This is a genomic window from Microcystis sp. M179S2, assembly GCF_020245805.1.
Taxonomy (GTDB): Bacteria; Cyanobacteriota; Cyanobacteriia; order Cyanobacteriales; family Microcystaceae; genus Microcystis; species Microcystis aeruginosa.
In genome coordinates this window covers 1-12,309 of sequence record NZ_JADBUE010000379.1, presented here as the reverse complement: position 1 = coordinate 12,309, position 12,309 = coordinate 1, and the positions used below count along the sequence as shown (strand labels likewise).

General features: G+C 44.0%; 13 protein-coding genes and 1 pseudogene. 8 read left to right on the top strand and 6 right to left on the bottom strand.

The genetic code is table 11. From position 1 onward, the window contains the following. The first annotated feature begins 220 nt into the window (after positions 1-220). The 4 genes from IM500_RS23675 to IM500_RS23660 all read left to right on the top strand — a co-directional run bounded on the left by IM500_RS23675 (position 221) and on the right by IM500_RS23660 (position 2,287). Positions 221-406 (top strand): DUF3285 domain-containing protein, encoded by a 186-nt coding sequence (locus tag IM500_RS23675; protein ID WP_002752941.1) that lies wholly within the window; start codon positions 221-223, stop codon positions 404-406. Between the two features lie 11 nt (positions 407-417). Continuing rightward, on the top strand, positions 418-930 hold the full coding sequence (ybeY, locus tag IM500_RS23670; RefSeq protein WP_287739643.1) for an rRNA maturation RNase YbeY: 513 nt from the start codon (positions 418-420) through the stop codon (positions 928-930). Positions 931-958: 28 nt separating this feature from the next. After that, the gene (locus tag IM500_RS23665; RefSeq protein WP_287739642.1) at positions 959-1,447 is read left to right on the top strand and encodes a diacylglycerol kinase family protein; all 489 of its coding nucleotides are present in this window, start codon (positions 959-961) and stop codon (positions 1,445-1,447) included. A gap of 600 nt (positions 1,448-2,047) precedes the next feature. Further along, a complete protein-coding gene (locus IM500_RS23660) occupies positions 2,048-2,287 on the top strand; it encodes a DUF4327 family protein (RefSeq protein ID WP_002738935.1) in 240 nt (79 codons plus the stop codon). 228 nt (positions 2,288-2,515) lie between these two features. Here the strand turns inward: IM500_RS23660 and IM500_RS23655 are convergent, their stop codons facing one another. After that, positions 2,516-3,706, bottom strand: a complete 1,191-nt coding sequence (locus tag IM500_RS23655) for a class I SAM-dependent methyltransferase (RefSeq protein WP_287739641.1) — start codon at positions 3,704-3,706, stop codon at positions 2,516-2,518. A 286-nt stretch (positions 3,707-3,992) separates the two neighbouring features. Here IM500_RS23655 and IM500_RS23650 point away from each other — a divergent pair, with 286 nt between their 5' ends. From IM500_RS23650 to IM500_RS23640, 3 genes are all read left to right on the top strand, one after another. Beyond that, on the top strand, positions 3,993-5,273 hold the full coding sequence (locus IM500_RS23650) for an AAA family ATPase (protein WP_287739640.1): 1,281 nt from the start codon (positions 3,993-3,995) through the stop codon (positions 5,271-5,273). Continuing rightward, complete coding sequence (locus tag IM500_RS23645; protein ID WP_287739639.1) at positions 5,270-5,611, top strand: retron system putative HNH endonuclease; 342 nt, start codon at positions 5,270-5,272, stop codon at positions 5,609-5,611. The genes IM500_RS23650 and IM500_RS23645 overlap by 4 nt, the downstream gene beginning before the upstream one ends. Before the next feature lie 322 nt (positions 5,612-5,933). Continuing rightward, on the top strand, positions 5,934-6,083 hold the full coding sequence (locus tag IM500_RS23640; protein ID WP_002752187.1) for a hypothetical protein: 150 nt from the start codon (positions 5,934-5,936) through the stop codon (positions 6,081-6,083). 79 nt (positions 6,084-6,162) lie between these two features. Here IM500_RS23640 and IM500_RS23635 read toward each other — a convergent pair whose 3' ends face one another. Both IM500_RS23635 and IM500_RS23630 read right to left on the bottom strand, forming a co-directional pair. After that, positions 6,163-6,543, bottom strand: a complete 381-nt coding sequence (locus tag IM500_RS23635; protein ID WP_287739638.1) for a hypothetical protein — start codon at positions 6,541-6,543, stop codon at positions 6,163-6,165. A gap of 59 nt (positions 6,544-6,602) precedes the next feature. Further along, on the bottom strand, positions 6,603-6,968 hold the full coding sequence (locus IM500_RS23630) for a phasin family protein (RefSeq protein WP_287739637.1): 366 nt from the start codon (positions 6,966-6,968) through the stop codon (positions 6,603-6,605). 438 nt (positions 6,969-7,406) lie between these two features. On the opposite strand from IM500_RS23630, the gene hemB reads away from it, so the two are divergent. Further along, positions 7,407-8,393: a porphobilinogen synthase gene (gene hemB / locus IM500_RS23625; RefSeq protein WP_190722184.1), complete on the top strand. Its 987-nt coding sequence runs from the start codon at positions 7,407-7,409 to the stop codon at positions 8,391-8,393. 117 nt (positions 8,394-8,510) lie between these two features. Here the strand turns inward: hemB and IM500_RS23620 are convergent, their stop codons facing one another. The 3 genes and pseudogenes from IM500_RS23620 to IM500_RS23610 form a co-directional block, all read right to left on the bottom strand. Next, on the bottom strand, positions 8,511-11,156 hold the full coding sequence (locus IM500_RS23620; RefSeq protein ID WP_287739636.1) for a cation-translocating P-type ATPase: 2,646 nt from the start codon (positions 11,154-11,156) through the stop codon (positions 8,511-8,513). Positions 11,157-11,638: 482 nt separating this feature from the next. Beyond that, positions 11,639-11,986, bottom strand: a complete 348-nt coding sequence (locus tag IM500_RS23615) for a DUF4164 family protein (protein ID WP_190722186.1) — start codon at positions 11,984-11,986, stop codon at positions 11,639-11,641. A gap of 143 nt (positions 11,987-12,129) precedes the next feature. Continuing rightward, a pseudogene (locus IM500_RS23610) lies at positions 12,130-12,309 on the bottom strand (DUF4164 domain-containing protein); the annotation flags it as partial.

Sequence of the window (12,309 nt, the reverse complement as noted above, 5' to 3'; positions counted from 1 at the left end):
TGTAGGGTGTGGGGTGTGGGGAAGTGGGGAAGTGGGGAAGGGGGGAAATTGAACTAAAACCCTAAAACCCTACCACCCCAAAACCCCCCGCAACGCGCACGCAGTGACCACTTTGACTATCCCGGACTGGTAACAATTTTTCCCATAATTGAATTTTTTTTGCACTGTTTTAATAATCTGTTACACTTATAGCGATCAATCTTTGTCTGGGGAATTACTGATGACTGAACCTGTTAGCACCACTGACCCCGCAGTAGAAACCGCCACGGAAGCGCAACCCAGTTACGTTAAGCTGGCGATGCGGAATATGGTCAAGAAAAAAGGCGTCTCGTTAAAACACTTTTTTTTGACTACGGCAGCCCTATTAGGCTTTTTTGTCGGTATTTCCTATCTGACGCGTCCCTAGGGTGAAATCTGGTGAGTGAGACTTTGCCCCTAGGGGTGGATTTATGCCTACAGGATAATTATTTTAATCCCGGAAATAGTCCTGTGGATGGGGAAACTTGGCACTATTGGTTGGAGACATGGTTAGGCTATCTATCGGATTATCTCCCCGTTGCCGCCGGTTATGAACTAAGTTTGCGCTTAACAGACGATCGAGAAATTCGGACCTATAATTCCCAGTATCGCCACAAAGATCAACCGACGGATGTTCTCGCTTTTGCCACTCTCGAAGTGGATTTACCAGTCGATGAGCGCATTTTAGAGACAGAACCTTTATATTTGGGGGATATTATCATCTCTGTGGAGACAGCACAACAACAGGCTTTAACACAAAATCATTCTTTGGCGCGAGAATTGGCCTGGTTAACTGCCCACGCTTGTTTACATCTTTTGGGTTGGGACCATCCCGATGAAACAAGTCTGTTAGAAATGCTATCTTTACAGGAAACTTTGTTAAAAACCGTCGAAATGCCGATACATAGTTAGTTATTTTTGTCAAGCATTATTGAGGAATATGAAGACAAATTATCATCAAGCCAACCAATCTACCAGCCTATCTAATCCCTATCTCAACAATAATTTTATCCCTCGATCGGGACAGGTGAGTGAGGGCAACAATCCCAGTCAAAGAGAATACGCTTGGCAAGTCGCCTCGAATCTGTTAGTCAGTTTTCGCTACGCTTGGGCCGGAGTCCGTTATGCTTTTGTTAGTCAAAGAAATTTTCGCATTCACACCCTGATTACCCTAGTAGCGGTTAGTTGGGGCTTATTTTTGCGGGTTAATGCCCTGGAAATGGCGATTGTCTCCCTTACCTGCGCTCTGGTGATGGTCTTAGAATTAATTAACACTGCTCTGGAATCAGTGGTGGACCTGACGGTGGGGCAATCCTACCATGATTTAGCCAAAATAGCGAAAGATTGTGCCGCTGGTGCCGTTTTAATCGCCTCGATCGCCGCTTTACTCGTAGCGGCTTTTATTTTTATTCCCCATTTATTAGTTTAAGTGGGAAGCTTTTTTCAGTGATCAGCTGTACTGAATTTAAACTGCGTAGGAAAAAATTAAGTACAAGCGATCTCACTTATCCTCCCTGCTGCCAACTCCGGCACTCCGGTGCAGTCCTAACCAGTAATTTAGATAGGGTTTGCGGCAAAAAGTACGGGCGAAGCATTCGGATAGAAAATCTCCGGTTTCACCGATAGGTTATTGCCCGAATGCTTCGCCCCTACAGGACGCGGGCCGATGAAGATGCAAGGTTTTGAACCACGATTCTCTCAAAATCTTGCACCTGTTTCGCAAGAAAATCCCCAAAACCCTTACCTTGCATACATTTCACATTTATTCAGCCAACTCTAGATAGTCAACAGCTTAACTGATAACTGATCACCGATGACTGATCACTGATTCGGTATAAGGGGACTCGACAGCTTTTAGCCGATCAATTTAACTTTTCTTAACCTAAGCCTAAACTGGCGCGGGGAGAGGGTTTCGCTATATATAAAAAATTGTAATCGTCGATACAGCAAAAAATCTCTTTTGTCCCCCTATAGGTTAGACTATAGTTAGTGATAAGACTTCTTTTGTAGATCTTGCAGGAAATCTCCCATGAGTGCCATAACTTTCTCCACCGCTCCCACCGCTTACTCTATCAGGATGATTAAGGACGAAGTCCGTCAGATGGTAGAACAGGGGGTAGTGAGCAGACACCAACCGATCTACACTCTCTGTCAGTTCATTCCCCCCCGGGAGTGGGTTTGTGTTGAATGTGAACTAGAACGATGTGACTACCTTCTCAGAGATCAAATTGGTGACTTAATCGCCTCGGAATCTTGGGATAATGATTAAATTCTCCCGTTTGCCGATGGGCAAAAATCGGACTGATCAGAAATTTAGCAGCCTTGTCCACTTTCTTAAACTATTATAATTCAGCCCCGGTTAATTCTGGGGCTGAAACTATGGGGATAGGAGGGGGATAATTGTTGAGAAAAAAGAAGTTTTTGTAAGATTTAGCCAAGTTAGTTCACAAGTTACCCATTGCCAAGGGACGCTATCTCTAACATCCCCAAATTTTCCCTAACTTAAAATCAGTAGTTGGCGCTGTTGTAAAGAACGCACAGCAGTTAATCCTAAAGCAACTTGAGCGTCGATTTCTCCCACGGTTAAACGACCATCACAAGCTTGTAAAAAAGCAAATTCTGTCTCCGAGAGATTAACCGGCCGATAATCGTAATCTAGAACACTTGCACTAGGCCAACCGTAAAGACAGGGATGAACTTCGGCCACTGCATTCTCGAGGACTTGATCCCCGGACCAATCGGCAGTCAAAATCGGTGGTTTAGCGAGGAAAAATTCATAGTGGGTGATTTCCGGGTCTAATAATTCCGTCAAGCGATAACGTTCCCTTTCCCCTAAATTTTGCGCTCTAGCCATCAATTCGGGGGATTTACCCAATAAACGGTCTAATTGCCAGTAGGAAGGGTTAGAAAAGCCAATAAAGGCTAATCCTGACGCATCAATCAGTTGAAAGAGGGTATCGATATTGTAGTCCACTTCCCGGGGGTGAACGTACATATCAGCGAAGGACTCATCGCGATGATTTTCCATTGACCAACGCTCTTTTTCCCGTTTCAAAATGCGATTATTTTCTGGTAGAGAGGCAAAAATCTCTCGGCCGACAGCGACCCCATCTTTATAATCCCCGCGTCGGTCTCCCTGCAAAAGTGCGATCGCAGATTGCATTAACTGGATTTCCCAGCGTCCCAATTGTGCATAGACGAAAATGTGCAGCAGACCACCGGGGGCCAGTTTTTGCGCGAGGGATTGAATCCCTTTAATCGGGTCCGGGAGATGGTGCAGCACCCCGACGCAGTTAATTAAATCAAATTCTCCGGGGAGATTAGTGGCCGATTCAAGGGGTAAATGGTGAAAAGCCAGAGAACCTCGGTGTTTTGGTGCGACTCCCGAACGATTACAGCGTTCTTTGGCGATTTCTAGGGCTTTTTCACTGATATCTATAGCGACTATATTAGCAAAAGGGTTGAGCGCAAGCAGATATTCAGTTCCCGCACCAGTACCACAACCTGCATCGAGAATGCGGATATCCTCTCGTTCGGGTTTACGATGACAACAAAAGTTATAGGCAGCAATCCAATTCCAGCGCCAATTGTAACCCGGAGGAGGTTCGTCTAGGAGCGGTTCGGGGGGGAAAGGATAGGTATTGTAGAGACGTTGTACAGCAGTGCGAATAGTAGCGTCGTCGGACATGAAAATTGGCGGAGTTTAGGATAACACTCGATCGATTGTCTCACAGAGGGCAGCGATCGGGAAAGTCAGCCGGGGTTTTTTTGAGTTGGTCGAGGGTAAATGATAAATAATCATTATGACTATCCGGTTCTGTGCCAAAACTAGATATTATTTCTTTGGTCGATATTTTTTTCTATTCCTTGTCCTACTGTCTCTTAACCCTATCTAAGTTTTACTGGCAATTATTCGAGAGTCATTCTCTAACAATTATCTCAAATATAAGCAGCTCTTGCCGATACAAAAAACCATGAGAATTAAGTCTATAAAGCTTATTAATTATCGAGGTGCAGTCAGTTTAAACATCGACTTTCATCGGCAATTAAACGTATTTATAGGAGTTAATGGTGCTGGAAAATCCACCATTTTAGACAGTTTGGCTATTATGCTTTCATGGTTAGTTAATCGCCTAAAAAATACTAATGCCAGTGGACAACAGATTAGCAAAACCGAGATTAATAATGGTCAGGGGACGGCTATAATTGAAATCACTGGGGTGACGGAAGATAGTCAAGAGATTACTTGGAAAATAGTAAAAACTAGGACTGGATATATCCACGCTGGAGAACGGAGTAATTTTAGCCAATTAAATGAATACACTCAACAAATACAACGACAAATTACTGATCATCAAGGACAAATTAACTTACCTTTATTTGTTTATTATTCTGTTAATCGAGCAGTGCTGGATATACCCTTAAAAATTAAAACAAAACATCAATTTGATTCTCTAAGTGCCTACGAAAATGCTTTAACCAGTGGAGCAGATTTTCGCACTTTTTTTGAATGGTTTCGCGAGCGCGAAGATTTAGAAAATGAAAATAGAAAATATCAGGATTATCTAATTAAACCAGAAGGTTTTTGTTTTCCCGATCCCCAATTGGAAGCGGTTCGGGAAACGATCGAACGTTTTCTACCCGATTTTACTAATCTTAGCGTCCGTCGTAATCCCTTGAGAATGGAAGTAACAAAAAAGAATGAAATAGTTACTGTTAATCAACTTTCTGATGGAGAAAAATGTCTGATTGCTATGCTGGGAGATTTAGCTCGAAGAATGGCGATTGCTAATCCTCAAAATCCTGATCCCTTAACGGGTAATGGTGTTATTATCATTGACGAAATTGATTTACATTTACATCCTCAATGGCAAAGATTTGTAGTACCTAAATTACTAGAAGTTTTTTCTAACTGTCAATTTTTTATTTCCACCCATTCTCCTAATATTATCACTCATGTTCAACCAGAAAGTTTACACTTCATGGAACAAACAGAAATGGGAATAAAATTTCATCCCGTGCAAGAGTCCTACGGCAAAAATGTTGATCGAATTTTAGAAGATTTGATGGGATTAGAGACAACTCGTCCCAAGGAAATCGCTGAAGCTTTGAAAGATATCTATGAACAAATTTCTCAAAATCAATTAGAGGCAGCTAAAAAGAAAATCAATGATCTCAGAGCTAAAATTCAAGATGATCCAGAATTAATTAAAGCTGAAGTTATTATTCGACGCAAGGAAATTATCGGGAAATGAAGTATATTAGAAAAAGACAAGAACCACCGGAGTTTAAGAATTGGAAAGAGCAAGCTAACTCAGATTGGCAGCCCGACTTTAGAAATTTAGCGGGAAAACCAAAAGAAATACTAATTAAAGCGTTGATGACAGAACAGGGGGAAATATGTTGTTATTGTGAAAATCGATTGATTGATGGTAAATGCCATATAGAACATTTTAAACCTCAAAGTGATCCCACTGTTGATCCCCTAGATTATGCCAATTTGCTATGTTCCTGTCAGGCAAATCTTAGGACTGGTGAACCTCGGCACTGTGGTAATCTAAAAAATAAAAGCCATCGAACCTTTTTTGGATGAGGAGATAGATAATGCTCAATTAAAAGTTCTTGTCAATGGATATTTATGCTTAGATGATCAACAAAAATACTATCCTTTCTGGACAACAATCAAATATCTGTTCAGCGATTTAATTGAATAATCTTTCCTTTACAAAAAGACAAGAATTTTTATAAAAGTTTAAATAAACCAGAAAAAATATAAAGTCTTATGAAGATTATTCAAGAATTATCTCAAAAGTCAACAATTGATGAGATTCTGGCCAGATAATGGGGATGGAGGGGTGAATCAACCTTATCCGAAGTTGAACAGAGATTGTTGTCGAGAGTCGGAGAGAAAAGCAATGAATATCAAGGATACGTTACACAATTTTGTCCAGTACCTAACGGAGGCTTTTGCTCGCATTTTTAGCCCCAACAATGATGAGTATCCCGATGTGGGGATGCAGCCTTTTGATTCTGAACCTTACCATGCTCCCAAGGGTAATTCTTAACTAAAAATGACGGATGATTGCTTTGAGATAAAAGTTATGGGTAGGGATAATAACCCTACCTGATTTTATAGAAAAATAATTAATCTTCTGCTTGCCAATCGGGACAACTATCACTATCCCAACCGTAGGGATGGAAACCGCAGACGAGAAGATTCCCTCCGTAGATATAACCGTGATAATTACGGCAACCGATACAAGCAGGATGGGTGTTAGGATCGGGGTTAACCTTAGGAGTGAGGGTAAAATCCGAGGGTTCATCTAATTCCGAAAATAGGGACTCATCGAGGTTAAAAAATTCTTCCAATTCTTGGGGTAAAACCTCTTGAATAAACTGTTCCAGATCGATGATAATTTCCTCATTGATTTCTTCGATAGTTTGGGCTACTTCTTGGAAAAAATTTTCAATTCCCACCGCCACAGTTTCGATAACTTCCCAAAAATCTTTCTGCCAATCGTCCATGTTTATACTTGCGTCCCTTGTTTGGTAATAATTAATTATTTGTCGCTAAAATCTAGGTTTTAATCCTGTTGCAGTTTCCGTAATTCCTCCTGAAGACGTTCCACCTTTTGCCGCAATTCATCTACTTTGGGATCGGCTGCCTTGGTGTCTTCCTCATCTTCAATAATTTCTATCCGTCGGGGTTCATGGGGAATATTGGATTCGTTAGCTGCCACCGTTTGCTGTTGTGCCTGTTTCACCAACTCATCGACGTATTTGCGCGCTTCTTCTGTCGTCATTTCGCCGCGAGAAATCATTTCATCGGCTAATTTTTGGGCTTGATTTCTTAATTCTTGTAAATTTACTTCAGCTTTTTCGGCGGCATAAGTAGCAATGCCTACGCCCAAATAAACTGCTTTTTTGACTAAATCACCTAAGTTGGCCATAGCAAAAATCCTGAATCGATCGCTCTTACTTCCTAGAATAAACGATCCTTCTCGCAAATGGAGATGGATTTTGGGAGTCAGTGAACAGTGAACAGTAAACAGTAATCAGTGAACGCTTGCACCTCTATCCAAGAGAGCCATCAGTGAACTGAAAACTGATGAGGTAAAGTTTTGTAAAGAGATGCGGTGGTGGCGACAGCAAAATTGATCGCTATAAAGATTAAATTTTAGTCAAATTGCTGGTTTTTCGCCCTCAAAACGACGATAGAGCCTCATCATGTCATTTTTGACCTAAATAGTTTGATTAAGCTCAAAATAACTAAATATTGCGGATAGCTGCCGGCAGCCAGCTGCCGGCTGAATCGATTTGTGTTCATCCTCAGCAAAGATTTAAACTAAAGAATCGAGACAAGATTCCCGATTTAATCACAAAAAACTATGTTTCCTATTCATCGCCCCCGTCGTCTGCGTCAAACCCCTCAAATGCGCCGTCTGGTGAGTGAAACCGTCTTGACAGCCAATGACTTTATCTATCCCCTTTTCGCCACGGCGGGGGAAGGTATTGCCCGAGAAGTCAAATCGATGCCGGGGGTGTACCAATTATCAATCGATAAAATTGTTGACGAAGCCAAGGAAGTGCGGGATTTAGGAATCCCAGCGATTATTTTATTCGGGCTGCCGGAAAGTAAAGACACAGAGGCGACGGGAGCATGGCACGATCATGGTATTGTCCAAAAAGCGGCCACAGCAATTAAAGAGGCAGTTCCCGATCTACTCATTGTCGCTGATACTTGTTTGTGTGAATATACTAACCACGGTCATTGTGGTTATCTGCAAACGGGAGATTTAACCGGCAGGGTGTTAAACGATCCCACTCTGGGATTATTGCAAAAAACCGCCGTTTCCCAGGTAAAAGCGGGAGTGGATATCATTGCACCGTCGGGAATGATGGATGGTTTTGTGCAGGCAATTCGTCAAGGATTGGATGAGGCGGGTTATAGTGATACACCGATTCTTTCCTATACGGCTAAATATGCCTCTGCCTATTATGGGCCGTTTCGGGATGCGGCTGATTCTACCCCCCAATTCGGCGATCGCAGAACCTACCAAATGGATCCAGGTAATGCCAGGGAAGCCTTAAAAGAGGTGGAATTAGACGTATTAGAGGGAGCAGATATGTTAATGGTGAAACCTGCCCTGTCTTACATGGATATTATCTGGAGAATCAAGGAAATGACTAATTTACCCGTGGCTGCCTACAATGTGTCGGGGGAATATTCGATGATTAAAGCGGCGGCGTTAAATGGCTGGATTGACGAAAAACGGGTGACTTTAGAGACTTTAACCAGCTTTAAACGGGCGGGTGCCGATATTATCTTAACCTACCACGCTAAGGATGCCGTGCGCTGGTTAGCAGAGGGTTAAACTTGATGATTTAACCCACCATGCTGATTATTAAGTAGGTAGGCACAATTCATTCAAGCAACTACATAGCGCACTGCTGCAACAATTTGTAACCGATCGTGGAATCTATGATGCTTTTTATTTTTGGATGTTCAAGTGCCGACGGTTCCACAGTTTTAGTCCTTCAAACCAGAAAATACTGACAACTCCAGAAACTAAGCTGACCAGCAAATCATCAGTATGTAGAAATGAAAAGCTGAACAGGTGTCGTAGCAGGGGAACATAGAGAACTAATCCCAAAAACAGGAGTCCACCGCCGATCACCCACCACAAAGCCTGATTAGGAGCTTGGAGCATTTCTGGAATCGTTCGGGACCAGGAACGATTGGTTAAGATCATAGCGAGGTTGGAGATAATCAATGTCGTAAATGCTAAGGCACGAGCATCAAATTCACTATTGCCGTTGCTATAGGCGATCGCGAATACAATAAGCAGTACCACTAAAACGCTGATCCCCTGAAGCAAAGCCAATCGCAACGTCCGACGACTGAACAAGGGTTCTTTGGGATTACGGGGGGGGCGACGCATAATATCGCTCTCTGCCGGTTCAGCTTCAAACACAACCGTGCAGGCTGGATCGATAATTAAGTGCAGAAAGGCAATGTGGATGGGGAGCAGCACTAAGGGCCAGCCAAACATGACTGGAATCAAGGACATACCGGCGATCGGAACGTGAACGGCCAAGGTATAGGCCATCCCCTTTTTCAGGTTGTCAAAGATACGTCTTCCCAGTTTGACCGATTCGACGATGGACGAAAAATCATCTTTCAACAGGACCAGATCGGCAGACTCTCGCGCTACATCGGTACCCCGTTCACCCATGGCAATGCCGATATGGGCAGACTTGAGGGCCGGGGCATCGTTGACACCATCACCGGTCATGGCCACAATTTCCCCGGAGCGTTTCAGTGCATTGACAATCAATAGTTTTTGTTCGGGGACGACACGGGCAAAGATGTTGGTGCTTTGAATGCGATCGCGCAGTTCCGACTCACCCATTTGCTCCAGTTCCCTGCCAGTGATCACCTTGTCTAAAGGCCTGAGTCCAATCTGACGGGCAATGTTCTGGGCTGTTACCGGATAATCACCCGTAATCATCACAACGCGAATTCCCGCACCATAGCATTCGGAGATCGCAGGTGCAACAGTAGGGCGCACCGGGTCTTCCAGTCCGATCAGTCCCACAAATTCAAACTCAAAGTCGTGTTGTTGCACAGGTAAGCGATCGTCAGATTCTAAGTAGGCTGGAGGCCCGGATGACTCAAGAGAGTGGGTTTTGGGTAATGTTCCCATTTTGCGTCCTTGGGCGACTCCCAGAACTCGCAAACCTTCTCTGGCCATGGACTGGATCTGTTCGGCAAGCTCCTGTTGTTGAATCGGGCTGAAATGGCAGAGATCGGCGATCGCTTCTGGGGCCCCTTTTGCCGCAACGGTAAGCTCCCCCGTCAGGGATTCCCAGACACAGGACATGGCCAAGAGATCGGTGGACAGGGGATATTCGCGCAGTAGTTGCCAATCGCTATGCAGGTGTTCAGTCTTGGCCAGGTAATCCCAACCAATTTGCTGCAACGCTTTCTCCATCGGGTCAAAGGGATCTTTGCGACTCGCTAGAATGCCAAACTCGATCAGGGGATGAAGGACTTCGGGCAAGGGTTCGCGCTCGTGGAGCGTCACATCGTACAGATAAGCATTGGAGCCGCTGTAAACCAACAATTGTTTGACGGCCATTTGGTTCAATGTCAGGGTTCCAGTCTTATCGACACAAAGAACGGTGACAGAACCCAGGGTTTCAACCACTGGAATGCGACGAGTTAGTACCTGTTTTTGCGAGAATCGCCACGCTCCCAGAGCTAGAAAGATGGCCAGCACCACCGGAATTTCATTGGGCAAAATTGCCATCGCCAGGGCTAATCCTGCCAAAAAGCCATGCAACCAATCGTCCCGGGTTAGTCCATAAATCACGACCACCGCCGCGCAAATGGCAAGCGCAATCATCGTCAATTTACCGACAATGCGACGGGTTTCTTTCTGTAAGACAGTGTCTTCCGGTTCAACCGTTTGCAGAGCTTTGCCAATTTTTCCCATTTCAGTATGTATGCCCGTTGCTTGCACCTGGGCAATGCCCTGCCCTTGTACCGCAAGAGTACCAGAATAGACAGTGGGTAAGTCGTCTCCACCCGGTCTCAAGGTTGCTGAAAGGTGCTTCGGGTCTTCTTCCAGCTGGATGGTGCGTTTCCTGACCGGAACAGACTCTCCGGTTAACAGCGATTCATCAATCGTCAAGTGAGTCGACCACAGCAAAATCGCATCCGCAGGAACGCGATCGCCCTCCTCCACCACGATCAAATCGCCCTGTACCACTTCTCGCCCCGCAATCCGCTGCCGCTCCCCATCTCGAATCACCAAGGCCCGAGGACTGGATAAGTCCCGCAGTGCTTCTAGAGAACGTTCCGTTTTTTGCTCCTGGTAAAGATTGATGCCAATAATAAAAAAGACAAACCCCAACAAAATCAGAGCTTCTTGAGCATCACCCAAAAAGAGGTAGATGACACCACAGGCAATCAGGAGCAAGAAAATCGGCTCTTGGATAATGTCTAGGGCGATCCTTAAAAAAGTACGATGCTGGGTTGAGGGCAGTTCGTTGTAGCCATGCTGTTTCAAGCGATCGCCAGCTTCTTGGCTAGACAACCCGTTAAACTGCCTATTTTGCATAGGTGCAACCATAACACTTACCTAGGTTTTTCACACAGGCTATTCTCGCATATAAAGAGTTGGTAATTGCCTCCGGCTTACCGAAAAATTGGGTTGAAAGCCTCGCCCTTTGAGGGCGACTTTATAGGATATATAATATTAAAAATAGGGGGCCGGGTAAGCCACCGCTGAAAAAACCCAGTCATCAACCGATGAACGCACCTTGAAAACTAGAGTTATGGGGTTCTCTAGGGGAATGCTCCTATAGGTAAAAGCTCTCAGCACCAAGTACCAAAGAAACCAATTATTTTAGAGGTTTGGAACTGTATCGTCGGGCCCCCGAAAACAGGCTTCTGTAAGGTCGCGAAAGTCTGAGGAGAGAACCACCTCAGGGTGGGATTTCGCCAGGAATCTAATTAAAGTGGACTCGTTGAGCCATAAATTCACAGCAGTGATGCTAGAAAAATCCACGTCCGTTTACGGCGTGGGGTGTGTCAATTCTGTCTGAGATTAGATCAAATCTTTGAGAAGGTTGTCAGGAAAGCAACGGCGATCGCACTTGCCAAAAGAATAATTAATGTCCAAACCTGATTTTTTTGGGTTCCTTCCACTGATTTTAGGCGATTATCGATGCCCTCAACCTTTTCGGTTAACTTTGCCTGTCCTACCTCTAGCTTATTTAACCTTTCATCGATTTTATCAAATTTCTGGTTAACATCTTTTTGGAAAGTGTCAAATTTTTGATTAACATCTTTTTGGAGGGTGTCAAATTTTTGGTCAACATCTTTTTGGAAACTGTCAATTTTCCCCTCAATCCTCGTCAAAACAGCTTCTAGGGAATAGGTAACGGTTTCGTTAGACATGGTGATCAACTCCCATTAGATCATATTTTCTCGGTCCGCTATCGGGGACTATTTTAAGACTAAACCAGTTCGAGGTTGTTCGAGAAGATCGTTTTTCTGGGATGACAAAACTTGAAACTGTGACTAATAGCCACAGGTTAATTCTAGGGATTACCTGAAAAAAATACTTTCCAACCGGCTGTAGCGATCGCACTTGCCAAAAGAATAATTAATGTCCAAACCTGATTTTTTTGGGTTCCTTCCACTGATTTTAGGCGATTATCGATGCCCTCAACCTTTTCGGTTAACTTTGCCTGTCCTACCTCTAGCTTATTTAACCGTTC

Bases quoted from the DNA above. Each gene is read 5' to 3' on its own strand.
- IM500_RS23675 (WP_002752941.1), top strand. From the start codon at position 221: ATGACTGAACCTGTTAGCACCACTGACCCCGCAGTAGAAACCGCCACG.
- IM500_RS23665 (WP_287739642.1), top strand. From the start codon at position 959: ATGAAGACAAATTATCATCAAGCCAACCAATCTACCAGCCTATCTAAT.
- IM500_RS23660 (WP_002738935.1), top strand. From the start codon at position 2,048: ATGAGTGCCATAACTTTCTCCACCGCTCCCACCGCTTACTCTATCAGG.
- IM500_RS23655 (WP_287739641.1), bottom strand. From the start codon at position 3,706: ATGTCCGACGACGCTACTATTCGCACTGCTGTACAACGTCTCTACAAT.
- IM500_RS23650 (WP_287739640.1), top strand. From the start codon at position 3,993: ATGAGAATTAAGTCTATAAAGCTTATTAATTATCGAGGTGCAGTCAGT.
- IM500_RS23645 (WP_287739639.1), top strand. From the start codon at position 5,270: ATGAAGTATATTAGAAAAAGACAAGAACCACCGGAGTTTAAGAATTGG.
- IM500_RS23640 (WP_002752187.1), top strand. From the start codon at position 5,934: ATGAATATCAAGGATACGTTACACAATTTTGTCCAGTACCTAACGGAG.
- IM500_RS23635 (WP_287739638.1), bottom strand. From the start codon at position 6,543: ATGGACGATTGGCAGAAAGATTTTTGGGAAGTTATCGAAACTGTGGCG.
- IM500_RS23630 (WP_287739637.1), bottom strand. From the start codon at position 6,968: ATGGCCAACTTAGGTGATTTAGTCAAAAAAGCAGTTTATTTGGGCGTA.
- hemB (WP_190722184.1), top strand. From the start codon at position 7,407: ATGTTTCCTATTCATCGCCCCCGTCGTCTGCGTCAAACCCCTCAAATG.
- IM500_RS23620 (WP_287739636.1), bottom strand. From the start codon at position 11,156: ATGGTTGCACCTATGCAAAATAGGCAGTTTAACGGGTTGTCTAGCCAA.
- IM500_RS23615 (WP_190722186.1), bottom strand. From the start codon at position 11,986: ATGTCTAACGAAACCGTTACCTATTCCCTAGAAGCTGTTTTGACGAGG.